The sequence below is a fragment of the Acinetobacter sp. HR7 genome, from assembly GCF_000773685.1.
GTDB classification, from domain to species: Bacteria; Pseudomonadota; Gammaproteobacteria; order Pseudomonadales; family Moraxellaceae; genus Acinetobacter; species Acinetobacter thermotolerans.
Window position 1 is genome coordinate 1 of record NZ_JPQO01000147.1, and the last position, 25,774, is coordinate 25,774.

At 42.5% G+C, this 25,774-nt stretch carries 21 protein-coding genes; 9 read left to right on the plus strand and 12 right to left on the minus strand.

What is annotated here, in order from left to right; all coding sequences use genetic code 11:
- Positions 1 to 49: 49 nt before the first annotated feature.
- The 3 genes from GW12_RS06650 to GW12_RS06660 form a co-directional block, all read right to left on the minus strand.
- On the minus strand, positions 50 to 535 hold the full coding sequence (locus tag GW12_RS06650; RefSeq protein WP_034585224.1) for a DUF934 domain-containing protein: 486 nt from the start codon (positions 533 to 535) through the stop codon (positions 50 to 52).
- Positions 528 to 2,171 carry a nitrite/sulfite reductase gene (locus GW12_RS06655; protein ID WP_034585227.1) on the minus strand — a complete coding sequence of 548 codons (1,644 nt, stop codon included), beginning with the start codon at positions 2,169 to 2,171 and terminating at the stop codon, positions 528 to 530. The genes GW12_RS06650 and GW12_RS06655 overlap by 8 nt, the downstream gene beginning before the upstream one ends.
- 254 nt (positions 2,172 to 2,425) lie before the next feature.
- Positions 2,426 to 3,547 carry a CaiB/BaiF CoA-transferase family protein gene (locus tag GW12_RS06660; protein WP_034585230.1) on the minus strand — a complete coding sequence of 374 codons (1,122 nt, stop codon included), beginning with the start codon at positions 3,545 to 3,547 and terminating at the stop codon, positions 2,426 to 2,428.
- A 212-nt stretch (positions 3,548 to 3,759) separates the two neighbouring features.
- On the opposite strand from GW12_RS06660, the gene GW12_RS06665 reads away from it, so the two are divergent.
- The 4 genes from GW12_RS06665 (at position 3,760) to GW12_RS06680 (ending at position 8,788) form a co-directional block, all read left to right on the plus strand.
- On the plus strand, positions 3,760 to 4,770 hold the full coding sequence (locus GW12_RS06665) for an AraC family transcriptional regulator (RefSeq protein ID WP_034585268.1): 1,011 nt from the start codon (positions 3,760 to 3,762) through the stop codon (positions 4,768 to 4,770).
- 227 nt (positions 4,771 to 4,997) lie between these two features.
- Complete coding sequence (locus GW12_RS06670; protein ID WP_034585233.1) at positions 4,998 to 6,203, plus strand: acetyl-CoA C-acetyltransferase; 1,206 nt, start codon at positions 4,998 to 5,000, stop codon at positions 6,201 to 6,203.
- Between the two features lie 10 nt (positions 6,204 to 6,213).
- Complete coding sequence (locus GW12_RS06675) at positions 6,214 to 8,346, plus strand: 3-hydroxyacyl-CoA dehydrogenase NAD-binding domain-containing protein (RefSeq protein WP_034585235.1); 2,133 nt, start codon at positions 6,214 to 6,216, stop codon at positions 8,344 to 8,346.
- Positions 8,347 to 8,497: 151 nt separating this feature from the next.
- The gene (locus GW12_RS06680) at positions 8,498 to 8,788 is read left to right on the plus strand and encodes an MFS transporter (protein WP_034585237.1); all 291 of its coding nucleotides are present in this window, start codon (positions 8,498 to 8,500) and stop codon (positions 8,786 to 8,788) included.
- Between the two features lie 59 nt (positions 8,789 to 8,847).
- On the opposite strand, the gene GW12_RS06685 is transcribed toward GW12_RS06680, so the two are convergent.
- Both GW12_RS06685 and GW12_RS06690 read right to left on the minus strand, forming a co-directional pair.
- A complete protein-coding gene (locus tag GW12_RS06685; protein WP_034585239.1) occupies positions 8,848 to 9,279 on the minus strand; it encodes a GNAT family N-acetyltransferase in 432 nt (143 codons plus the stop codon).
- Positions 9,273 to 10,490 (minus strand): SAM-dependent methyltransferase, encoded by a 1,218-nt coding sequence (locus tag GW12_RS06690; protein ID WP_034585241.1) that lies wholly within the window; start codon positions 10,488 to 10,490, stop codon positions 9,273 to 9,275. The genes GW12_RS06685 and GW12_RS06690 overlap by 7 nt, the downstream gene beginning before the upstream one ends.
- A 101-nt stretch (positions 10,491 to 10,591) precedes the next feature.
- Between GW12_RS06690 and GW12_RS06695 the strand changes: the two genes are divergently transcribed.
- The 3 genes from GW12_RS06695 (at position 10,592) to GW12_RS06705 (ending at position 13,266) form a co-directional block, all read left to right on the plus strand.
- Positions 10,592 to 11,236, plus strand: coding sequence for a hemolysin III family protein (locus GW12_RS06695; RefSeq protein ID WP_034585243.1), 645 nt, complete (start codon positions 10,592 to 10,594; stop codon positions 11,234 to 11,236).
- A 142-nt stretch (positions 11,237 to 11,378) separates the two neighbouring features.
- Entirely contained in the window at positions 11,379 to 12,686 is a 1,308-nt protein-coding gene (locus GW12_RS06700) for an MFS transporter (protein WP_034585245.1), read from the plus strand.
- A 139-nt stretch (positions 12,687 to 12,825) separates the two neighbouring features.
- Positions 12,826 to 13,266 (plus strand): hypothetical protein, encoded by a 441-nt coding sequence (locus tag GW12_RS06705; RefSeq protein WP_034585249.1) that lies wholly within the window; start codon positions 12,826 to 12,828, stop codon positions 13,264 to 13,266.
- 13 nt (positions 13,267 to 13,279) lie between these two features.
- Here the strand turns inward: GW12_RS06705 and GW12_RS06710 are convergent, their stop codons facing one another.
- Positions 13,280 to 14,290, minus strand: a complete 1,011-nt coding sequence (locus GW12_RS06710) for a metallophosphoesterase (protein WP_034585250.1) — start codon at positions 14,288 to 14,290, stop codon at positions 13,280 to 13,282.
- A 102-nt stretch (positions 14,291 to 14,392) separates the two neighbouring features.
- On the opposite strand from GW12_RS06710, the gene GW12_RS06715 reads away from it, so the two are divergent.
- Positions 14,393 to 16,027: a phospholipase D family protein gene (locus tag GW12_RS06715; protein WP_171077675.1), complete on the plus strand. Its 1,635-nt coding sequence runs from the start codon at positions 14,393 to 14,395 to the stop codon at positions 16,025 to 16,027.
- Between the two features lie 74 nt (positions 16,028 to 16,101).
- Here the strand turns inward: GW12_RS06715 and GW12_RS06720 are convergent, their stop codons facing one another.
- From GW12_RS06720 to GW12_RS06745, 6 genes are all read right to left on the minus strand, one after another.
- Entirely contained in the window at positions 16,102 to 18,060 is a 1,959-nt protein-coding gene (locus tag GW12_RS06720; protein WP_034585252.1) for a hypothetical protein, read from the minus strand.
- A 23-nt stretch (positions 18,061 to 18,083) separates the two neighbouring features.
- Positions 18,084 to 19,187: a putative pilus assembly protein FilE gene (gene filE / locus GW12_RS06725; protein ID WP_034585254.1), complete on the minus strand. Its 1,104-nt coding sequence runs from the start codon at positions 19,185 to 19,187 to the stop codon at positions 18,084 to 18,086.
- Between the two features lie 8 nt (positions 19,188 to 19,195).
- Positions 19,196 to 20,860 (minus strand): OmpP1/FadL family transporter, encoded by a 1,665-nt coding sequence (locus GW12_RS06730; protein WP_034585256.1) that lies wholly within the window; start codon positions 20,858 to 20,860, stop codon positions 19,196 to 19,198.
- A gap of 12 nt (positions 20,861 to 20,872) precedes the next feature.
- Positions 20,873 to 22,021 carry a hypothetical protein gene (locus GW12_RS06735; RefSeq protein ID WP_034585258.1) on the minus strand — a complete coding sequence of 383 codons (1,149 nt, stop codon included), beginning with the start codon at positions 22,019 to 22,021 and terminating at the stop codon, positions 20,873 to 20,875.
- Between the two features lie 36 nt (positions 22,022 to 22,057).
- A complete protein-coding gene (locus GW12_RS06740; protein WP_034585260.1) occupies positions 22,058 to 22,891 on the minus strand; it encodes a C39 family peptidase in 834 nt (277 codons plus the stop codon).
- 193 nt (positions 22,892 to 23,084) lie between these two features.
- Positions 23,085 to 24,104: a DUF6160 family protein gene (locus tag GW12_RS06745; protein WP_034585261.1), complete on the minus strand. Its 1,020-nt coding sequence runs from the start codon at positions 24,102 to 24,104 to the stop codon at positions 23,085 to 23,087.
- Between the two features lie 258 nt (positions 24,105 to 24,362).
- On the opposite strand from GW12_RS06745, the gene GW12_RS06750 reads away from it, so the two are divergent.
- On the plus strand, positions 24,363 to 25,694 hold the full coding sequence (locus GW12_RS06750; protein ID WP_034585264.1) for an anthranilate synthase component I family protein: 1,332 nt from the start codon (positions 24,363 to 24,365) through the stop codon (positions 25,692 to 25,694).
- Positions 25,695 to 25,774: the final 80 nt, after the last annotated feature.

Here is a 25,774-nt window from a genome sequence, read left to right on the forward strand (position 1 = left end):
CTTAACTGACTGGCATTATCCCGATGGAGGCTTTTTTACTCAAGGCTGCTTAAGCCCCAGTTTGGTAATTCGCTTGAGGCACGGCAGTCGATGCTTGATAAGGACGAGTAAAGTCATTCAGCCCCGCTGCTGCTTCCTGAATGTCTTTGCCTTCTTTAATCACAAATGTATCAAAGCCGGAACGTTTCATGTAGTTCAGTACATCTTTGAACACGTCACCAGTCGCACGCAGTTCACCCTGGAAACCTTGACGGCGCAGTAATGCGGCAAATGAATAGCCACGGCCATCATTAAAACCAGCAAACTCGATGAAAATCGCATCCAGTTGATCCAGCGGAAATTCATTGGTTTCAGGTGAAGCATCAACAGTCAAGTACAATGCTTTTTTACCAGTGATGTTTGGCAACTGATCCAGTTGATCAACAGTCAGAACCACATCACCTTGTGGCAATACGCCGTCTTCACCAATCAGCTGGTAAGTATTGTGTGCAATCGTGCCATCTTTAGAGAGCACTTGTAGTGCGGTATTAAGCATATGCACGCTCCTTGAATGGTTGAATGCCAACACGGCGGTAAGTATCGATGAACTCTTCACCTTCCTGACGCAGGTCAAGATAAGTATTCAGGATTTCTTCGATAATATCTGGAACCACTTCAGCAGCAAATGATGGGCCAAGAATATCACCAATCGATGCATCATGATCCGCATTACCACCTAATGTGATTTGGTAGAACTCAGCACCTTTTTTATCCACACCCAAGATACCGATATTACCGACATGGTGATGACCACACGCATTCATACAGCCTGAAATGTTCAGGTCGATTTTGCCAAGGTTATAAATGGTATCCAGATCATCAAAACGGCGTGAAATCGCTTCAGAAATTGGAATCGATTTCGCATTTGCCAATGAACAGAAGTCACCGCCTGGGCAGCAGATAATATCCGTCAAGAAACCGATATGTGCACGTGCCAGGTTATGCTGATCCAGAGTCTGCCACAATTCGAATAGGTCTTTTTGTGGTACATCAACAAGCGCAATGTTTTGCTCATGTGTAGTACGCAGTTCACCGAAGGTGTACTTGTCTGCAAGATCTGCAATCAGGTTCATCTCTTCAGTTGTTACATCACCAGGTGCTACACCCGCACGTTTCAAAGAAATCGTTACGATGCGGTAACCTTTCACTTTATGTGCATTGGTATTGATGTTGAACCATTGCTTGAATTTTGAATACTGCGCAAAGAGCTCAGTGAAGTCTTCATCTGCATAATCCTGATAATCAAATGGTGTGAAGTTCTCATCCATTTTCTTCAGGGTTTCAGCATCGATTTTCAGTGTTTTAATCGTATGCGCAAATTCAGCTTCAACTTTCTCTGCAAATACTTCTGGTGTTAATGCTTTTACCAAAATCTTGATACGCGCTTTATATTTGTTGTCACGACGACCATGCAGGTTATAAACACGCAGTACCGCTTCAAGATAAGCAATCAGGTCTTCACGAGGCAACCATTCACGGATTACTGAACCGATGATTGGGGTACGGCCCAGACCACCACCGACTTTGATCTTGTAACCGATCTCACCTGCTGCATTTTTCACGATATACACACCGATATCGTGGAATGAAGTCGCAGCACGATCCACTTCTTCAAGTGCAGAAACTGCAATCTTGAACTTACGTGGCAGGAAAGCAAATTCAGGGTGGAAAGTTGACCACTGACGGATCAATTCACAAGTCGGGCGAGGATCTGCAATTTCACCTGCAACCACACCGGCATACTGGTCAGTTGTAGTGTTACGGATACAGTTACCTGAAGTCTGGATCGCATGCATTTGTACTGATGCCAGCTCTTGCAGCATGTCTGGTACATTTTCCAATGCAGGCCAGTTGAACTGGATATTCTGACGGGTTGAAACGTGTGCATAGCCACGGTCATATTCTTTTGCCAACTCCGCCACTTTACGAAGCTGTTTAGAATTCATTAGTCCATAAGGCACCGCGATACGCAACATTGGTGCATAACGTTGGACATATAAACCATTTTGAAGACGGAGCGGACGGTATTCATCTTCAGTGAGTTTGCCCGCTAGGTAACGTTCCGTCTGGTCACGGAACTGTGCAACACGTTCATTAATCAGTTGCTGATCGAAATCAGTATATAAATACATGGCGTACAGCTAGTAGTTTCTATTATATCGACCGCAAGAATAACGAGATTGAATCTATCAATAAAATGCTTTTTATACATATTTTATAGCGGTTTTATTGATAAGCCTATAGGAATTTCAGTGATATAAAGGCTTTGCGCAACAAAACCATTATTCCAGCAATAATAATTAATTTTTCACTTCTTTAGCATTTATTTTCATATAAAGACTTTTTGCTACTGCTTGATAAATAAACATATAAAAGAAGGCTTTTCTTACCAGTCTTTAGTTTCACCTAGTGCTTGTCCAATAAATTCATAACGTGAACTGGAACGTGAAAACTTGATGGGACAGGCCAGCTGAGGTTCGGTCTCCTGCTCTCCTGACTTCACTGGTACCTTCACTACCCAACCGCGTTCTTGGGCTAGCTGTGAATGTAAAGCTTCGTCCAGTTGCAACACGGGTTCGACACAGACATCCAAGCTGGAAAATATAGTCTGCCACTCAGCTAAAGTCTTACTGCCAATTTTCTGCTGGATCGCCGCTTTAACTTCTGCCCGATCCTGTGCATCCATAGACATACCTTTTTCTAGCAGGATCGGTAGCTCCAATGCTTGTGCCAGACCCTGCATAAATTGTGGCTCTAAACTGCCTACAGAAAGATAGCGACCATCTTGGGTATGGTAATAGTCATAAAAGGTTCCACCATTTAGATGACCCGACTCTGGCTGTGCATGCACACCACCCGCCAAACTGGCTGCTGCGGCCATATTGTTTAGAGTTACCGCGCAATCGGTCATGGAAATATCAATATATTGTCCCATGCCGCTACGTTGCCGTTCGATCACGGCTGCCAAAATGGCAATGATAGCATGCATAGAACCACCGGCGACATCCGCCACCTGAATGCCAAACGGCGGTGGCCCGCCCTGCACCCGACCACTATGTCCAGCAATGCCTGACAACGCCAGATAATTGATGTCATGTCCAGCTTTATCTTTATAAGTACCGTATTGTCCGTAGCCAGTAATTGAACAGTAGATGAGTCGTGGATTGATTTCTGCTAGCGTGGAATAATCCAATCCTAGACGTTGCATCACCCCGGGACGGAACTGTTCCACCACAATGTCATAGTCCGAGATTTTGGCTTTGATTAATTCAAGGCTGTTTCGGTCTTTCAAATCTAATGCCACAGATTGTTTATTACGATTCAAATAATTATGTGCAGTGGCCTGTCCGTGTGCATACGGTGGCACTAAACGCAACAAATCCGGTCGTGTCGGTGATTCAATATGCACAACTTCCGCACCGAGATCTGCCAAATACATGGTGGCAAAAGGACCAGGCAAAAGTGTAGAAAAATCCAGAACTTTCAATCCTTTCAGAGCATAAGACATTAGAATATTTACTCTATTTATGGTGGTTTTTTATTCATCTTAGAAACACAAATGCATAAAAACAATGTCATGTTCAGCCATTTACCTTGATCATTTCGGCAATTTAATATGTAACAAATGGCAAGTCAGATTTTGTAAATTGCCATTGATTTATTATTTTGTGTCAATTAGGTCAAGCATTAGTGAACATCAAAGAGACTGAAGGTTTAAACATGAGTCGTGATACGATCAGTATCCATTTCGTCAACGCAGCACTCTACGGCGTGAAGCGTCTGGGTATGGATGTCGATACACTTTTGTCTCATGTGGGTATTGAAGCTGAGCTTCTGCATCAGCCAAAGGCACGTATCTCGCCAGAACAATATACCCGTTTTATCAAGATGCTCTGGATGGTAACTCAAGATGAGCATGTCGGCTTTGACAAACAGCCGCGCCGTCTCGGCACATTTGCCATTATGTGTCAGCTGATTATTCATGCCAAAACTCTGGGTGATGCGCTGGAGCTGTCCTCTCAGTTCTACAAGCTGTTCGGTGATGACTGGGCTGTGACCTTGGAACGTGACAAACATGAAGCACGTCTGGTGCCGCAAATTCCGAAAGACATGGACCCGGATCACTTCATTACTGAAAGTATGTTGATGATCTGGCATGGCTTGGCCTCATGGCTGATTGAACGCCGCCTGCCATTAGAACGTGTACATTTTAACTATCCACGTCCAGATCATGCCGATGAATATGATGCGCTGTTCTTTGCACCGGTGATGCAGTTTGATATGCCACGGACTGAAATCACATTTGCAGCGGACTATTTAGACCTGCCAATCCGCCAGAATGAAGAAACCCTGGAAGAATTCCTGAAAGCTGCACCAGCACAGCTGTTGGTAAAATTCAAGAATACCAACTCGCTGACTTCTCGTATTCGTGAAGTGCTGAAGAGCCAGATCGGAGAAGAAATGCCGACCCTGAATGATGTAGCATCCATGCTGTATCTATCGCCACAAACTTTGCGTCGCCGTCTGGCTGCGGAAGGTAAAAGCTATCAGGGTGTGAAAGATGCGCTACGCCGAGATGCTGCAATTCACCTATTATTGAATCCAGATCTGACGCTGGAAGATGTCGCACAACAAGTGGGTTTCAGTGAAACCAGTACCTTCCACCGTGCTTTCAAGAAATGGACCGGGGTTACTCCAGGTCTTTATCGTCAGTTGCATGGTTACCATTAAGCCACAGCATCTTCATATTTAGCCTTCACACGAGTGCTAAATTCAAATATTGCCCAAGCTCCAGACTTGGGCGTTTTTTTTATTTGAACATTTCTTTAAACCATCTCTTTTAATTGACCAGAATGCTCAAATGACCTGATCCGTTCTCGTCATTGCGCTCACCTCAAGAATCATTACACTCAAATCATCAGAATAAATCATATTCCATCAATAAAAAGGGAAATGCTATGAGCGAGGCCTACATCATCGATGCCATTCGCACGCCACGCGGCAAGGGGAAAAAGGATGGATCCTTATATGAAGTCAAACCGATTACTTTAGTTACCACTTTACTCAATGAACTGAAAGACCGTCATTCTTTAGATACATCCAAAGTAGATGATATCGTCCTTGGTTGTGTCACACCAATTGGTGACCAAGGTGCTGATATTGCCAAAACAGCAGCTATTGCAGCCGGCTGGGACAATGATGTCGCTGGTGTACAAATCAACCGTTTCTGTGCTTCCGGTCTAGAAGCGGTGAATATGGCAGCACAAAAAGTTCGCTCTGGTTGGGAAGATCTAGTGGTTGCAGGTGGTGTGGAATCCATGTCCCGTGTACCGATGGGCTCCGATGGCGGCCCTTGGGCACTCGACCCGGAAACCAACATGGCTTGTGATTTTATTCCACAAGGCATTGGTGCCGACCTGATCGCGACCATTGATGGTTATACGCGTTCCGATGTCGATGCCTTCGCCGAACAGTCTCAGAAAAAAGCCGCAGCAGCTCAGGCCAATGGTCATTTTGATAAATCAATTGTGCCGGTCAAAGATAAAGCCGGTGTGGTAATTTTGGATAAAGACGAATTCATTAAACCGAATACCACGCTTGAAACTCTCAACAAACTGAATCCAAGTTTCGCCACCATGGGACAGATGGGCTTTGATGCCATCGCCCTACAGAAATACCCGGAAGTCGGTGCAGTGAATCACGTGCATCACGCCGGCAACTCATCCGGCATTGTTGATGGTGCTGCACTGGTCCTACTGGCCTCAGAACAGGCGGTGAAAGAACAGAACCTGAAACCGCGTGCCAAGGTACTAGCGACTGCGCTAGTCGGTGCTGATCCAACGATTATGCTGACTGGCCCTGCACCTGCTGCACGTAAAGCGCTGGCTAAAGCTGGCTTAACGATTGATGATATTGACCTGTTTGAAGTCAATGAAGCTTTTGCGGCTGTGGTGATGCGCTTTATCAATGAAATGAAGGTTGACCCGGCTAAAGTTAATGTGAATGGTGGTGCGATTGCAATGGGTCATCCACTGGGGGCAACTGGTGCCATGATTCTCGGTACTTTGCTGGATGAGCTGGAACGCCAGGGCAAGAAACGCGGTCTGGCAACTTTATGTGTCGGTGGCGGCATGGGCATCGCCACCATTATTGAACTGGTTTAAGGAGAGAACCATGAGCGCTATTCAATATCAAAAAACTGAAGACAATATTGTTCTTCTGACCTTTGACTCTCCAAACCAGTCAGCCAATACCATGAATGCCGACTTCCGTGCAGCACTGACAGAAGCGGTTAATAAATTAAAAGCTGATGATAATGTCAGCGGGATTATCTTCCGTTCAGCCAAAAAGACTTTTTTCGCCGGCGGTGATCTGGATGAGCTGATTCAAGCCACGCCAGAACATGCCACCGAATTCTTCAATATGATTGAGAATATGAAAGACCAGCTGCGCTATATCGAAACCCGCGGTATTCCCGTAGTGGCAACCTTGAATGGCACTGCACTCGGTGGTGGCTGGGAAATTGCCTTATGTGCACATCATCGTATTGCCCTGAATGACCCTAAAACTAAATTTGGCCTGCCAGAAGTCACGTTAGGCTTGTTACCAGGGGGTGGTGGGATTGTACGTACCGTACGACTGTTAGGACTACAAAATGCCTTTCCACTTTTGATGGAAGGCAAGAAATTCAGTGTAGAGAAAGCCAAAACTTTAGGCCTGATTCATGATACGGCCGAGAATCTGGATGAGCTTTTAGACAAAGCAATTACATGGATTAAAACGAATCCTAAGTCTCAGCAACCTTTCGATATTAAAGGCTACAAAATTCCGGGTGGTTCGCCTTCTTCACCTGCTATCGCGCAAATGCTGACCATCGCTCCTGCCATACTGCGCGACAAAACCAAAGGCTGTTATCCAGCACCAGAAGCGATTATGTCAGCTGCGGTCGAAGGTGCACAGGTCGATGTGGATACCGCACTCCGTATTGAATCCCGTTATTTCACCTATCTGGCGACCGGTCAAGTATCTAAAAACATGATTGGCACTTTCTGGCATGGCATGAATAGCATCAAATCTGGTGCTCATCGTCCAAAGGATGTCACTAAATGGCAGGCTAAAAAAGTGGGAATTTTGGGGGCAGGCATGATGGGTGCCGGGATTGCCTATGTCACTGCCGGCAAAGGCATTCAGGTCATCCTTAAAGATGTTTCAATTGAAGCTGCCGAAAAAGGCAAGGCCTATAGCCAAAAACTGCTAGATAAAAAAGTCAGTCAAGGTCGTATGACGGCTGAACAGCGTGACCAGATTTTAGGCCTGATACAAACCACGACAGAAGCAGCCGATCTGCAAGGCTGTGACCTGATCATTGAAGCGGTATTTGAAAATCAGCAATTGAAAGCTCAGGTGACTCAAGAAGCCGAACAGTATTTAGCTACCGACGGCGTCATGGCATCCAATACCTCAACCCTGCCAATTAGCCAACTGGCACAGGCAAGTCAGGATCAAGCTAAATTTATCGGCCTGCACTTCTTTAGCCCGGTCGATAAAATGCAGCTGGTGGAAATCATTAAAGGGAAAAACACTTCGAACGACACCTTAGCTAAAGCATTTGACTTCGTGCAGCAGATTGGCAAGCTGCCAATTGTGGTGAATGACAGCCGTGGTTTCTTTACCAGCCGCGTATTTGGCACTTTTATTCAGGAAGGTTTGCACCTGCTCGCCGAAGGTGTTCATCCAGCACGCATTGAAATGGCAGCCTTAAAAGCCGGTATGCCGGTTGGGCCACTGGCGATCCAGGATGAAGTCTCTTTAACGTTGACTGCGCATATTACCCATGAAACCCGTAAGGCTTTACAAGCCGAAGGCAAAGAACGACCGGCATCCCCTGCTGATGACGTGATTCAAACCATGATTCACCAGTTTAACCGCAAAGGGAAAGCAGCCGGTGCTGGTTTCTATGACTATCCTGAAAATGGTAAAAAGCAGCTTTGGTCGGGCTTGAGTCACTGGAATAAAAACACTGAGATTTCTGAACAGGAAATGATTGAACGTTTCTTGTTTGTGCAGGCACTGGATACAGTACGTTGTTTGGAAGAAGACGTGTTGCAATCTGCTGTAGAAGGGAATATTGGTTCCATCTTTGGGATTGGATTCCCGGCCTGGACGGGTGGTGCGATCCAGTATCTGAACCAGTACGGACTGGCAAAAGCACTGGCACGTGCCAATGTACTGGAAAAGAAATATGGTGAACGCTTTAAGGCACCAGAATTATTAAAAAAGAAAGTCGCAGCGGCTGAAACTTTCTGATCTAGAACATGTGAGATAAAGAGGAGTTTGATGCTCCTCTTTTTTATATTCCACTAAAAATCAAACATATTTTCGGCTGAATTCTGATCTGCTTTTTAGCAAATTTATGTTATAAAGTAACATAAATTTATTTCATGTTAGGTTCAGATCCATGTCTCATCAAAATACGCCAGAGAAATCGCCTTGGGGTTGGAAAGCACTGATCATTTTCTGCGTGATTGGTGGCTTATTCATGTTTATTTTCTGGTTAGCGGTCAGCAATGAGCCGGACTATATGCCAAGCCAGCAGGCTAAGAAAAAACAGCAAGCTGCCCTGCAGCAATCTAATCAACCTGCATCTGAACCGACTGCAGCTGAAATGGACATGACTGAAGAAGAACATGCTCATATGGATAATACCCATGTTGAATCAAACGCAGCCCACGGTCATTCTTCACATTAAGACATCGCATTAAAAAACAAAAAAGCGAGGCTTAGACCTCGCTTTTTTATAGCTAGATTTTAAAACTGTAAATACATATCAATATGCGGAATACCACAATCCAAATATTCCTTACCCTGAAGCTGAAAGCCCAGCGCCTGATAAAAACCAATCGCATGAACTTGTGATGACAGTTTCACAAACTGACGACCTTCGGTACGAGCTGTATCCATCACAAACTGCATCAGACGTTGTCCGACTTTATGGCCACGAGCCGATTTCAGCACTGCTACCCGGCCAATACTGTTATTTCTTAACAGTCGGGCGGTCGCGACGGGTTGATCCTGCAGATAAGCCACAAAATGGATCGATACTGAGTCTTCAGCATCCCATTCATCTTCCAACGCAATCTGCTGTTCCTGAATAAACACGGCTTCACGAATCGGCTTGGCATCAACAGCTAGATCAGTCCAACTACCTGAAACAATTCGCAACTCAGATGAACTTAGCATTTACAGCCAATCCCCTGCTGATCCCATTGATTATTCAACAATAATTCCAGCGAGTGTTTCTGAATACCATACATATCTTTTAATGCCTGGATCTGGGCCAGCACTTCCTGATCAGGTTCCTTATAGTCTTTACGTTTTACCGCAAGAATCATTTTGTTCTTGCTGGTATGTTCCAGTGCCACAAATTCAAATATTTTGGTTTCATAGCCATAGGCTTTTAGCAACAAAGCACGGATAGTATCGGTCAACATTTCTGCCTGCTGGCCGGCATGAATACCAAACTGCAGCATTGGGCTTAGCACTGTTGGTGCTTTCAGTTGCGGACGCAATTCCTTATGACAGCATGGCGCGCACATGATGATCTGCGCATTGAGGCGAATTCCGGTATGAATGGCAAAATCGGTCGCCACATCACAGGCATGCAAAGCAATCATCACATCCAGGCGTTCCGGTTCATAAGTGCGTACATCGCCCTGGAAAAAGTCCAGCTGGTTAAATTCAGATTGATTCGCAACATTCTGGCAGAACTCAACCATTTTCGGATTCAGTTCCACCCCGGTCACCCACGGCGTCTGTCCATGCTTTTGCATATAGTCATACAAGGCACAGGTCAGATAACCTTTTCCTGAACCAAAATCGACAACGCGCAATCCTTCTTTGGGTTCTTTGATTTGACTCAAAGCATTAGAAAAAATTTCTACGAACTTGTTAATTTGTTTCCACTTACGCGCCATGCTGGGAATGATCTGGCTCTGCTGATCGGTAATCCCGAGCAATTTGAGGAACAAGGCGTCTTGATCGACATAACGCTGTTTGACCCGGTCATGCCCCTGTTCAGTTTTGTCCTTGAGCACTGGCTTGCTCTTGCTACGAGTGAGCATAACTTTCTTCTTGTTCTTTTTTAGCTGCAATTCTTCAGATGTGGTGATCAGATTGGCTTGCTTGCAACATGCCAGCAATTCATTCACTTTATCTATGGCTTCACTTAAAGAATAGTTCTTGGTGACATCCTGGGTTTTGTAGCGGTATAGGCAACTTAATACTTTCTGGTCATTTAATGAAATGACTCGCAAGGTCATTTTTTCCAGATTTTCAAGTTCACCTTTATACTGACTTAAAATCAGTCGATCAAATTGATCACTTTCAATGGCTTGCTGAAAAGTTTCCAGAAATTGCTGTTCTTGCACCGAGAGAGACGCCAAAGTGGACATAAAAGAAACCTAAAATGAATTGCCTATAAAGTGTAAATGTTCTTACCCTAAAAGCAAAATTGAATTATTATACATTTGTATATTTAAGAAGAACGATAACTATGTCAAACGCACCACTACTCCAAGATTATGATGCAACCGAAGAGCGCATCAACTATATGAGTCACGGGATCGGTGCCGCATTGGCCGTGATTGCTGGTATTCTGCTGGTAATCAAAGGAGCCTATTTAAGTGCCGGACAATGGTTTGGCCTGTGGGTCTATGCACTCAGTATGATCGCGCTGTTTTCTGCATCCATGCTGTATCACATGGCCACTACAGCCGATCGTCGTTATTTCTATAAAAAGCTGGATCACACCGCAATTTATTATTTGATTGCGGGAACCTACACGCCTTTTTTAGCGATTGCGATCCCCACCCCTAAAGCGCAGTATTTGCTGATCGCGTTATGGGTGATTGCCATCCTTGGAACACTCTTCAAGTTCATTTTCATTCATCGTTTCCAGAAACTTTCACTGGCTGCTTACCTGATTATGGGCTGGCTGGCACTGTTAGTCATGGACGATATGCAGAAATACTTATCCGTTCAATCTTTGACCTTTCTCGTAATTGGCGGGCTGGCGTATACTGTGGGTGCATTGTTTTACGCCCTAAAAAGAGTAAGATATACGCACGCTATCTGGCATATTTTTGTATTGATAGGCGCAGGATCACATTTTCTGTCTATCTATCTTTACGTGATTTAATCCTCTTATTCTCCATTTCAGTGACCCTGAGCGCGCAGAATCAAGAAGATTGCAGTTGTTTTTTTAAGAAATTACGCCTTTTTTAAAAAGATTACGCTTTTAAAACTAAGTTTTTTTATTTTTAGTAAGTGTAAGGTCCTTCATGGCGTCGTCAAATACTGCTGCTCTACCAGCACAAAATTCAAAATTTCGCGTTTTAACAGCAAGTTTAGTGGGTACAACAATCGAGTTCTTCGATTTCTATATCTATGCCACTGCTGCTGTGATTATTTTTCCACACTTGTTCTTCCCTGCAAGTACGGATCCAACGACAGCGACCATTCAGTCTCTGGCAACCTTCGCGATTGCATTTATCGCACGTCCAATTGGTGCAGCCCTGTTCGGCCACCTCGGCGACAGAATCGGGCGTAAAGCCACCCTGGTTGCAGCCTTGCTAACCATGGGTCTCTCTACAGTTGCGATTGGTCTGCTGCCAACTTATCAACAGATTGGTATCGTTGCGCCATTATTGCTGGCACTGTGCCGTCTAGGTCAAGGTCTTGGTTTGGGTGGTGAATGGTCAGGTGCCGTATTGCTGGCAACTGAAAATGCGCCAGACGGTAAACGCGCATGGTACGGTATGTTCCCACAACTGGGTGCTCCGCTAGGCTTCATTCTGGCCACTGGTTCGTTCCTGACTTTGGGTGCATTCATGTCTGAAGCACAATTCATGCAATGGGGCTGGCGTATTCCGTTCATTTGTAGTTCTTTACTGGTCATCATGGGCTTATGGATTCGTTTGAAACTGCATGAAACTCCTGCATTCCAGAAAGTTCTAAGCAAACAGAAAGAAGTGAATGTGCCATTTGTACAGGTATTTAAAAAGCATTCAGGCATGCTGGTTTTAGGTACCATTGCGGCAATTTGTACTTTCGTGGTGTTCTACCTGACTACAGTATTCGCATTGAACTGGGGTACAACTAAACTGGGTTATAGCCGTGCAGAATTCCTTGAACTGCAACTGATTGCGACTCTATGTTTCGCTGCATTTATTCCATTATCTGCTGTATTTGCTGAAAAATTTGGCCGTAAAACTACTTCAATCGGTGTATGTATTATCTCAGCGATATTCGGTCTGTTCTTTGCAGATATGCTGGAGTCTGGCAGCACTGTGGTCGTATTCCTGTTCCTGTGTATCGGTCTTGCGATTATGGGCTTAACTTATGGTCCAATCGGTACTGTACTGTCTGAAATCTTCCCGACTTCAGTACGTTATACTGGTTCAGCATTGACCTTCAACCTGGCTGGTATTTTCGGTGCATCTTTCGCACCATTGATCGCAACTAAACTGGCAACAGGTTATGGCCTGTATGCAGTAGGATACTACCTGACTGCAGCATCAATTTTGTCACTATTAGCCTTCCTGCTGATTCGTGAAACCAAAAATGATGATGTGAATAACCAGATTTAATGGTTACCTAGCATAGTCTAAAAGCCAGCGTAATCCGCTGGCTTTTTTATGCCTGTCATTTAATGTACAAAAATCTGCTATTTCTTTGGACAAGATTCATAAACAATAAGAATAAGATTCACGACTATAAGGATAAGACATGCGGGATCCTATCGAGCACCTCAACGAGGAACAGCTGGTTCATATCGTGGTCTTACTGGAAGAGGATAAAAAGAATGAAGCACTCGTTTATATTGTCAAAAACAGCTCACTCACCGAACAGCAAGCACGAGATGTAATCGCTGCGATTCTGATGGAACATGATGCAGCCTTGCAGCAACAAACCTCTGGTCCACGCTTTAGTGATGATCTTCCAGAACAACAGGTTGAGACTGGGAATCTGACTGATTCCATTGCCATCTCTATTCCCCGTCAGAATGATCAGCTGAGTGACAGCCCTGCTTCCCCATTACCACCCGCTACAGCAGAATTGCAGGAAAAAGTGGCGGAACCGGAATCTGCACCGAAAACACCGCATTTAATCTGGATTGCTGCCGGCATTGTTATTTTTATCCTGCTCTTAATCTGGATTTTGGACTAGAAAGAAATCATTCTTAGACTAGCTCGATAATATCAATCGTTGGTGGCACTCGGAAACGGAAAGGTACACCCACCAGTCCTGTACCCACCGTCACAAACACATCAGCATGTGCATGACGGTACAAACCTTTTTTATGACCCAAGATCGATACACGTTTCATCACATAATCGGTAAGCCATGGCAGTTCCACCTGCCCACCATGTGTATGTCCAGACAACATCAAGGGCCGTGTAGGTAATTGTGGCACCATATCCACCGTATCCGGGTTATGCGACAGAATCACCCAAGGCTTGTCCTGCGGCAGTTCAGGCAAGAAACGCATATCCGCCTTACCAGCCCATAGATCCCCAATCCCAAGCAGACGAAATTCATCGAACTCAACAATCTGTCCTTCAATATCGATCACCTGATTGACTTCTAAAGCATGATGCAGCAATTCCTGAATAGGAGGTCCAGGATACTGTTCATCATGATTGCCATTGACTGAATATATCGGCGCCTGAATTTCTTTGAGCACAGCAAGTTCTTCAGTCAGCTTGTCTTCTGGTTCATAAGTCCAGTCCCCTGCCACAACTACCAAGTCAGGTTTCTGCTGGTTCAGCTTTTCAACAATCTCTTTCAGCTGGCGTTCATGACCGGAAAATAAACCAATATGTAAATCTGCAATCAGTGCAATACGCACCGGCTTGTCAAATTTTTTATCGGGATTAATCTGGTAACGTGTGGTTTTGACTTGAATCAGATGCGGCTCAATAAATCGTGCATAACACAGTACTCCACTGAGCAGACAAATAAATATTGCCTCGTGAATGGAATAATAGCCGTTAAAACCAGCATAAATACTGAAGAAAAATAAAGGAATCAGCAAGTAAGATAGATAATAAGCTAATAAATGGGTAAAGGCTTTGAAAGGATGAATGGTCTGTGTATGGGATTGACTGATCCAAGCGTGTGAGATTCCCCACAGCGCTAAAATGGCCATGCCAATATAAAAATAAAAGGTCACGGAATCAATATTCCCCATAATTTTTGCCTTTTCCCGTTCTTCAGTACATACTCTGCATCGTATTTATCTTTTCACAGCTGACCATTATACTCAAACCTAATTTATCACTCTTAGACACCTATGGCGATTGCTCCCCGTTCCAAGGCCGACCTGCCCATGGTCAATTCCAAGCGTAACATTCAATATAAAAGTGCTGTTTTATTGAGTTGCAGCCTTGTTTTGGGAATTCCTGCCTGTAGTACTTTGCCACATCGCGGCGAAGTTGCATCGCATATGGCCTTTGAGACAGATACATCCCAAACTAGTTTGTCGAAAATCGTACAGCCTTTACGGGACCAAAATATTGGTCTCACCGGTTACCATGTTCTCTATGACCCACTAGAAGCACTCGCTGCCCGCATGCAGCTGATTAATAAAGCTGAAAAGACTTTAGACTTGCAATATTACATCTGGGACAATGACCGGATTGGTGCTATGGCGCTATATAGCATCATTCAAGCTGCAGACCGTGGCGTCAAAGTACGTATCCTGATTGATGACAACAATGCCAAGAAAATGGAAGGTATCTATCTAGCACTAGATCAGCACCAGAACATTGATGTACGGCTTTATAACCCCTACCGTTTCCGTAAGCATCGTGCCATGGATATGGTTTTGGATCTGAAACGCATCAACCGCCGTATGCACAACAAGAGCTTTATTGCCGACAACCAGATATCTCTGATCGGTGGACGTAATATGAGCAACCAGTATTACAATGTCAGTGATGCTTACCAGTTCTCAGATGTCGATGTGATGCTGGTCGGTGCTGCCTCTGATGAAATTATCCATTCCTTTGATGAATACTGGAACGATGATTATGCCTATCCAGTACGGGACATCGTTAATCATCACCAGCATACCCTGCGCTACGAAAGCCTAAAACAGCAATTGGAAAAGCATCAACAGGATCCACGTGTGACCAATTACCTGGATTTAGCGAATCGTTCTAAAGCCTTTGATAAATGGTTGGAGCAAAATATCCAGCTCGATTGGGTCGAAGCTGAAGTGGTCAAAGATCACCCAAGCAAGATCCGGTCTAAATCCAAAAAAGAAGATCATTTAAATTTTCAGCTTGTACAGCATTTAGAAAAACCTGAGCAGAGTGTAGATATTGTCTCTGCCTATTTTGTACCAGAAAAAGAAGGTGCTGAACGCCTAAAAAAACTGGCCCAAGAAAATGTCAAAGTTCGGGTTCTCACTAACTCCTATCAAGCCAATGATGTACCTGTTGTTCATGCCTTCTATAGCAAATATCGCAAGGATCTTCTGAAGAATAATGTGCAGCTCTATGAGTTTCTTGCTGCCCCTGAAGCTGCGAATCTAAACTCGAATACCTATGAAATTGCTGACAAAGCGAAAGTCAGCTTAAAGGGCTTAAGTCGTTCTAGTCTGCACGCTAAACTCATGGCATTGGATGAAAAACAGGTGTTTATTGGCTCTTTTAACTTGGATCCACGTTCTGCCTATCTTAATACTGAAATTGGGGTATTGCTCAATAGCCCTTCCTTAGCTCACAAAGTACACCAGACCATGGATCAGAACTTAAGCAAATACGCTTATAAACTAGTTTTAGATGCTAATGATAAGATTAACTGGAAAATCAAACAGGCCAATGGCGAAATTCACACCTTGGAAAAAGAACCGAAAATGAAGTGGTATAATAAAGCACTGGTGACATTCCTCTCTTGGTTGCCACTTGAAGGGTTTATGTAATAGCTTCACAAAAATTTATATAGTTCTTAAATAAAAAAAGCCCATCAGAAGATGGGCTTTTTACTATGATTAGATTATTTTTGTTTCACGGTATAACAATCTGCAAGATTCAGGCTCACTGTACCGCCACTGAGTTTAGCTAACGCTTTATCTGCATCTGTCACAGAAGTTGATTCTTTATTTGCTGTGTTATAAATATTTTGGAAACTCGCCAAAGTATTTGCCCAACCAACAGCTTGTCCAGCTGAGTTGGTAAAGGTAATACGACCTTTTTGTCCAGCGTTTGAATTCAATAAGTTTGAGACATTGATTAATGCGCCACCTATCACAATACTGTCATTGGCATTGGTTGAAGTTTGAATGCGCGAATCTACCCCAATCAAAGCACCATTAATATCGCCGAAGTTTTCATGACCTAAAATCATGCGAATCGATAAGTTTTTATCTTTAGCGAATGCACGCCCCAAAGTCCCTAAACGATATTGGGTAATACCATTGTCATCTTGCAGCACATTACTTGATGTATCAGCTTTTAATACATCACCTTGACAGCCATTTTGCTGATCCATCGCCAGTGTGGTTTCTGATTGACGGTTGGTACGTACATCACCATTACTATCAATAACGATACCAACTTTTACCGGGCTATGGCTTGTATCTGTAAATTTAAACTCAAGTTCACCATAAATCGGGAAGATATATTTTTCACCTTTCGCCACATTATTCGCTGTTTTAAAGACTTCACCATCCAAATAGCTAATTGGGAAAATCTTATATAAATCTATAGAACCATTGTAGTTTAGATTATCTGCAGACATTCTCCACTTACCCAGCTTTTCTAGTTCAACAGCAGTCAATGGTGTGTTATCTACCTTTCCTTTCACGACTAATTTATAAAAGTTTTCATTGCCGGCAATCACATAGTCACTGAGTAAAGTACCTTGGGTAATTTCTAGCTTATCTTGACCTTGCCCCACATTAAACTGGTATGGGGATGTAATCTTATCAGCCACCGTATCTAACCAAGTTGTTTGTGGCAGCGCAGTCATCCCTACTGGCTTCACCTTACGAATCATTTCAGCATTAATACCGCCTAAGGAAGTTAAATTACTGCCTGCAACAATCAGGTCTTTATCACGCCATTGAACACCTGAGCCAAAGGTATACCCCTGACGATCTGTAATCAGCATGAAATGACCAAATACATGACGTGCGGTTTTATCAGAAGCACTACAGCTTGCTTTATCACAACCTACCAGTCCATTTGAACCACTAAGCTGACTTAATAAACCATCTGTAGAAAACAATGAAAATTCAGGTTGATACACTGCAGCGTTAGCAATAATCGCAAGTTTGCTCACTGTCTTAAATGCATCTTCGTCTTTAATTTTAGTAATATCAATCACAGGTTTAATTTGTGATTCAAAATCTGCATCAGATACATTTACTGATTTTGTGATTTTATTTAATCGAGTACGTATCTTATCGGTGATAAATAAAGGCTGAATATCTGTCGGATCAGTAATTCGTTCTTCTTCTAATGCCAAAGTTTGCAACACTTTAATTGTATTAATTGCTTTTTTGACATTTGGATCACTTGGATTTAAGTTACTGGCATTTGGTCGACCTGCGCTAATATCCAATAAGCTTAAACGTGGGAAGCTCGACTCGACTCCAGAAACTTGAATAAAATCGCTAAGTTTAATTTTTCCAATATTGATTCGCGTATCAAGTTCACTGGCAATATAAAATTCAATTTCATCGGTTTCTTTACAACGGCCTGTTGCAACGCCATCGTTACGGTTAAATTGAGTAATAAAATTATTTTTCGTATCACTACTACAATTAAAATTTAACCCATCTAGGGGATATTCTAAACCCCACTCAATACACCCTGTACCACTACAACTTCCATTCGTTGTTGCAGGTTCATCATTTTCAGATTTAACGTTGGCACTCCCGCCACCACCACAAGCTGTCAATGCTGTGACCAATGCTGTTAAAGCAAATGGAAAGATTTTTTTTATATTCATGATGATTTACTCGAATAATCCTTTTATCGAATTGCGGTTAATTTTAGTTGTCCTTGATTACTCAACATTTTATCTTCCACATCAATTGCAGAAGCGAGCGGTGTAAGAAGTACATATGCTGTTTGTTCAGGAATCTGTAAGATGCCCTCAATGGACTCATATTGGAAATAATTGCCTTGTCCATCTTGATTTTTAAATCCCCCTGCACCCTCTAAAACACAGCCTTTATGGTCTAGAAATACCGTAAACGGCCAATAAAACACAGGTTTATTTTGGCTAGATGCAAAAGATTTTAGCTGAATATTTTTAATTCCTGCATCGACTGCCACAACTTCATAGTCAAATTCATCTTTAGTGATGGGTGCTCGAGGCCATAAGCTGACTTCTTTTTTTAATGCAAGTTTTTTTGATTTTTTAAGCTTTTTACCACTAAAGCAACGTTGCCCCAAACTTTCTATCGTTTCATCGCCCGAAACCCGATAATAAGTTTGTGCCAATATGATCGGAACATCTTGTTGAGTTGACTTTTGGAATAAAGCCTTCAAGGTTGACTGCCCTACCCCTTTTTCACGTTCTACGTTTTGAAAGCGAACGCTGCCGAGGTTTTTATCTACTATCCCTTCTGGCATCGTATAAAAACGTTTTTTTCCTTCTAAATTGAATTCTTTTGCTTCCAAATATTCACTATCAATATATTCCACCCCATCCACTTGACTAATGCCAGAACGTGGCTGAGATTGTTGCTCTTGAACTTCTGCTGTTGATTTTTGAGTAATTACTGGTTGTACTGGTTGTACTGGTTGTACTGGTTGTACTGGTTGTACTGGTTGTACTGGTTGTACAACAGTATTTATTTTCTGTGCAGCTGTGTCACCCAAAATCGCAGATGTTTTAGGTTGAACTTTCGGAACAGATAGAGCTTGATGGCTTTCTTGTTGATTCACTGTTGATTGTTGAGATACAACAGCTTTTGCTTTTTTATCTTTAGTACCTGTTGGACGAGGCACAACCATCGGCCGACCATCCGGTCCAATAATGGTGATGAACTCTTTTGCTGACACAGAAACAGAGATTGGCACTAAACCTAGCACCAATACTGTCTTTAACCATACATCCTTTCTAATCATATATTCCTTTACCAACGTGTGCGGTAGTTCAAACCTAAAATCGTAATCTTGGTATCCGTTTTGACATTTAAGCCTGCATATGGGTTAAGTAATAAATTATTGACCCCGGTTTGGTTTGCCAAGCTACTGGTATTTGCCGGGATATTATCCTTACTGCGCAAGAAACCAATGGATAAATCAAGTTCTGTATCTGCATCAAAGCGATAGCCTACCCCCATACCAAAAAGTTGTGCACCGTTAATTGGCACCATGGTATTTCGCTTGTCATCTGGAATTGCAGATGTACGTGGCTCATAACCCATACGCAGCTTTAATCGGTCTGTCGCTGAATATTCAAGTCCCACACCAAAGTTCCATGGTGACTCAAAGCCTAAAGGAAGCGCTAATGAAGTATCAGTCACATTTGCAGACAATAATTTTGCAATTTTAAGCGCTGAAATTTGCCGGTCGAACTCAAATTTAAACTGATCCCACGCCGCATAATTGGTCCAGCCCACATCAACATTAATTTGCAGATCAGGCATAATTTTGTATTTAATGCCAGCCTGAATATGCTCTGGATATTCAAAATCCATTGATACTAAACCAGATTCACTGGATGGAATATAGGTAGGGAATCCAAGAATCGCTGCCAGAATCTGCCCTGTTGGAGATGTCATCAATCCTTTGATCATTTCTTGTGGCGCTTTGGCATTATCGATATGGTATTTACCTTTCAAGCGCATTTTGGCTGCACTTTGATAGACTAGGCCAAAGCTAAAATCTTCTGTTGGCTCCCAAAGCACCCCCAGGTTATAACTTGGGCTTAGGTTTTGTTCGACGGCCAATTGCATCTGACCAAATTTACCAAAGGGGTTCATGCCTTCTTCGGCATTACAGATTCCCAAAAGTAAAATGTCAGTAATGATGTCTGAGTTTTCTTTAAATGGTGTACAAACGACCTCATCGATCATTCGCAGCATGCCAATCAGCTCATTCGGAAAACGTAGATCCGTTTTCATTGCAATGGCTTGGTAGGACATTCCGATGGATGCACCAATAGACAGCTGATCACTCACCTCATAACCAATCGATGGCGATAAATAAGTGATACGCTCTAAAGCAACTTGTTGCCCCATAAAATTCGCAGGATTACCATTTTCATGACCAAAACCTGCAACTAAAGGTGCATAAACAGCAGTTGCATAAGTGGCTTTTGAACCCGGTGGGTTATAAGCGATCCCCATGGTTGGTGCAACTAAAGGTAAGCCTTCACCTAAATCAACCATCTTTTTCAAGAAGGGAACATACAGACTCGCATATTCAACGTCACCCGTCACTTTATCTTTAAAGTCGGTGCACAAATCAGATGATACTTCAGGCCCATCATTACAAACCAATGGATCATCTGAATAACCAAAGACGTTATAGCCCGCAGGTACAGAGAACTCACGTTGAATATCAAAGTTTGCCACCACAATTTGCTGTTCAGTTTGCAAACCATCAATTTTCGTCAAACCTGCCGGATTAAAGTGAATCGAGTTCACTCCAGGTGGGTCTGCGGTAACTGCATTCCCCATAGCCAACGAACGTAAATCTACAGAAAGGTTTGTCCCTAACTGAGCAAACGAAACCGATGAACACCCCGCCAGCATAATGCCTGCCAATAGCGGGTTAAGTCGAATGTATTTCATGCGACACCCCTATTAGCGGATTTTTTTGCCGAAGCCTAAGATATCAAGTGGGAAAGATAGACCGAGTGATACATCTGGTGCATCTTCAGTCAGACCAAAGCCAAGTGTTCCATTCACAATGGTGTCAGGTGAAGTACGTACACCTAATGAAATAGAAAAAGTCGAGCTTGTTTGATCTGCAGCAGAGTAACTTTCTCCTGTATGATAAGTAAATTCGGCGCCAGTGTTGAAGCTCTGCTGATATGACATAGTCATAGAAACGTCATAGTTAAACGAATAGGCAAAACCAAATGCAAAACCACCACTAATACCAGGATCAAACTCCGTGATATTACGTAATCCTCTTTTCTGATTTAAGTCTGTCTCTTTAAAGCCATAATTTGCAGAGACTGAAGCGAACAGTACCACCGGATCAATATATTTACGGGTACTCGCACCGATCCCTGCAGAATAATAACCTTTACCTGTCGCCAAATCTGTCGCCGCATTGATTTCATAAGGGCTATCGCCTGTCTTAGTCGACAAGTTACCAAATAAAATCAGTGGTAAACGGCCAGCTTTCAACGGGAATGGCTCCCACCGCGCCCCTAGGCTAATATCACCTAATCCTGCTGTTGAGGTATCTTTCAGCAGATCCGTTTTTGCAACCATCGGAATAGATGCAGTTAAAGTCAGGTTATCTTTTAAACCGTACTGCAAGGTAAATGTATTGGTAATGGTATGCGAGGCATTTTCTTGTACACGCAGTTGATAGAGCTGACCTTGAGCCATTTCCAGATCAAGTTGCGTGTCACGATAATAGGTATAATCAAGATCGTAATAAGATGAGATTTCACCTTGCTTGATCAGCGAATACTGACGTTCACTTGAAGTAAACACTTCCTCAAGGTTGGTTTCTTGGGTTGCATCACCTTCTTGTTTTTGCAATGCCTGGCTTGCTGTAGTTGGTTGTACTGGTTCTGGCGTTGCATTTTGCTCCTCTACTTCCTGAACTGTTTCATAACCACCTAATTCAGGCTCTACCTCAACAGATTCAGTCGTTTCCTCTACGGCTTCGTATTCCCCCAATGCAACGTCATCATTTGCATAAGCTACCCCCATCGCCATCTGAACACTGAGTACCAGTAGTGTCTTATTCATCCATTGACTTTTCATATCCATTCCACCGTATTATTTTTTAATTCCATAATGTCCGCATTATTTGTTTTTGTAATAAAGTCTAAGAAAGTTATGCTCAAATTTTCCAAAATTTTCCGATTCTGAATTGCGATTACGATTTTTGCTGATGGTTGATGCCTTATCAGCAATTTTATCCATATAAAACTGAGGGTATTGAATATCTGCTAATGCATAACGATTAATAACTGAATCTTCTACATGACGTAAGTCTTGATCTTGAATTGCTAAAAAGTCTTTACGATATTGTTCAGGCACATTAATTAAAAATAGTGTGTTATTCTCCCAAACATCCTTAAAGCGTTGTTCGTCAAAACTGATATTACCAATAGCCGGATCTGCCACATAGACTCGACCATTTTTATAACCTTTATAAACAACAAAGTGTTTAAAACCCGCATAGGAAATTGGCACAATCGCTGGTTGTCCCTGTTTAATCAGGTCATTAAATTCGCCGCGGTAACCGCCACTCTCTAGCCCCAGTGCAGCAACAAAGCGTTTCATATCTAACAATGAGAAGCTACGGCGTTCTACAATTTTTTCTGTTTCGCCATATTTCATCAGACCATTCATAATCTGTTGCTCATTTAGCTGAGTGCCTACATAACCGTTGAGCAGTGTCGTCAGTGCTGCTGAACCACAGCTGTAATCATAAGCTTGACGGACAATACCTCTAAATTGATTTTCAATGGCTGGGCGAACCTGAACGGCCTCTTGATGCATACGAACAAAAGAATCATTACGCGAATCGAGGACTTCAGCGTACTTGATGGTTCCTGGAGGCTGTTGCTTTAAATCAAAGGCTTCTTTGGCAGCGTAATACATCAATGCCGAGCCCAATGCAATCTCTAACATAATTTTGACTTTTTCTTTTTATCGGCATTAATTGCCATGCATGTCAGTTATTATCATAGAGTTTTCACTCTACTTCCTTGTAACCTTCAAGATACCTTTTTTTTCAAAAAATAACAGCTTTTTTTTATGTTTAAGATGAACGCAGTAGACATAAAAAAAGCGCGTATAAATACGCGCTTTTTTTGAAGGTAAATTAGTGACCTGCAATAGTAATAATAGCACCTTGCTGATAACCAGTTCCACCTAATGCAGCTGGAGCGCCATAATAGGTTTGCATATTTTGAATTTCAACGTCGCCAATTGATGCTGCACTATCACTACCAATACGTACGCCTGTCACATAGTTATCATGTGCACCACTTGTACTCACAATGCGAATATAACCATCTGGATAGGTAGTATTTGCCGCATCTGTTCCAAAAATACTAATTGATTGATTCAATGCTAAATCAAGTTGACCAGCATCCGCCACTTGAATTTTATCTAAGTGTAACACACCTGCAGCACGGTTACCTGTTGTACCATCACCAGTACCTTGTTTAGTTGAATTATCAACGATACCTAGATTTTCAATGGTTAAACCACCAATCATAGTAGCATTCAATTTAATCATTGCGCCTTGAGGTGCTGCACCCAATTGAATGTTAGCAGACATTGGACCGGTTTTTACAGAAAGACCTGTTAAAATAGCGTTTTCAACCCCTTTACCTCCACGGCGAAGTGTATCTGTATTATCTTCTCCACCGTCAGCAGTATTATCTACGCCTTGTACAGCTGATGCCACAACACCGATTTCACCGATATTGATATCCAAGCCAGAAACTTCAGCTGCAATATTAATGAATGGGTTACCATCACCAGCATCAGAATCAATTGTTAAGTCAGCCAAGTTACGAGAAGCAAGTAGATAATCACCATTATTGTCATAGTTTGCGCCAATCACCACACCGTGAGCTGCTGTTTGACCTGAACCATTCGCTTTAATATAGATCGCACCAGCCTCACCAGTACCACCTAAAGCAGCATCTGCCAAACCATCATTATCATGGATGAATACTTTTCCAATTTCGACTCTAGAGATACCAATACCGATACTTAAACCGTCTTGACCTGTTGTTGCACTTAGAGATGCATCATCCATTGCTTGCATCGCCATCGCATTTGCACTAAAAGCCACTGAAGTAGCTAAAGCTAATTTAGTAAGTTTTTTCATTCGTACTCTCCCAAGAGTATTATTTTTTTTGGTTTTTAATCACTCTCTGCCTGTTGTGTATTTTTACTTTTATGACACTACAAACAATTAATCCTTGAGTGATTTGCTCGCATGACTAAGTTAGCTTTATGTTAATTTTTGATCAACTGCTGTTGGTCATTTTTTATGTTTCGCCGACAAACGGTAAACACAAGTTTCCTCTCATTTTTCTATGGAATTAAGATAAAATCGAGACAATCCACTCATTTTTCAAACAGAATGCACAGCACAACATACCAAACTCTCCTTAGCACTCTCAATGTTAAAGCACATGATATTTTGGCAGCATTACACTCATTAGATCATGTCGTCTTTTTAGAAAACCAAGGAAAACCTTTTATTGCTTTTAATGCTGATCAATATGTGTTGATTCAAAATGGAAATATACAGTCTTATCAACAAAATACCTTTGATGAATACGTAAAAATTAATAGTGAACTAAGCCTCAACTTTCAGTCTGCTGGTCAAAACAATTCAGAGAAATTCAATGGTGGATACGTAGGTTTTGTTTCTTATGATTATGCAGCACAGCAACATATAAAAAATAAACAACGTCAGCAGCCGGCATTGTTTATCGGCCAGTTTTCTACTTATCTGGAATATAACCAAGAGGGATGGCTATTTAAAAGCTCAGATCCAAATGCTAAAGAAATTTTCCAAAATATTCAGATGCTAATTAATCAATATCGATATAAAACTGAATTCAGTCTACTATCTCCATGTATAGCACGCTGGGATAAATCTGCTTATCAACAGGCATTTGATAAGGTTCAGGAATATATTAAAGCCGGTGACTGTTATCAGATTAACCTCACCCAAGAATTCACAGCACAAGCTCAAGGCTCGCTTTTGGCTACAGCAGACAAATTCTGGCAGCTGACCGATGCCCCTTATGCAGGTTACTTACGTGTAGGTGAATTTGAACTTATAAGCTGTTCACCCGAGCTATTTATTGAATTTCAACCTCAGCGAAAAATCATTACCAAGCCGATCAAAGGCACCATGCCGCGCTATGCCGATCCAATCTTGGATGAACAGTCTAAGCAGACCTTAATCAACTCTAAAAAGGATCAGGCTGAAAATGTCATGATCGTGGATCTATTAAGGAATGACCTGAGTGTTTATGCAGAAACAGGCTCAGTTAAAACACCAAAGCTGTTCAACATTGAAAGCTTTAACCAGGTTCACCATATGGTCAGTGAAGTTGAGGCCAAGTTAAAAGCTGATATCAATCCATTTGATATGCTGATGTCAGCTCTACCCGGTGGTTCAATTACAGGTGCGCCAAAAATTCGTGCCATGCAGATTATTGAAGAACTAGAAGGTGCACCACGCGGAGCCTATTGCGGTTCACTCGGTTATTTTAATTTTGATGGAACAGGTTCCTGGAATATTCTGATTCGTTCACTTCAGAAATACCAAGATAATGTGTCTTTATGGGCTGGTGGTGGTATTACTATTTCTTCGGATTGTGATGCGGAATATCAGGAATGTTTTGATAAAGTGTCTGCAATGCTGGATTTACTTAATACCTGGTATACGCCTGAATAAATCAAAAAAGCGACTCGATTGAATCGCTTTTTTATGAATCTCCCCTAGCCCCTCTTTGTAAAAGCATAGGTATCTACACA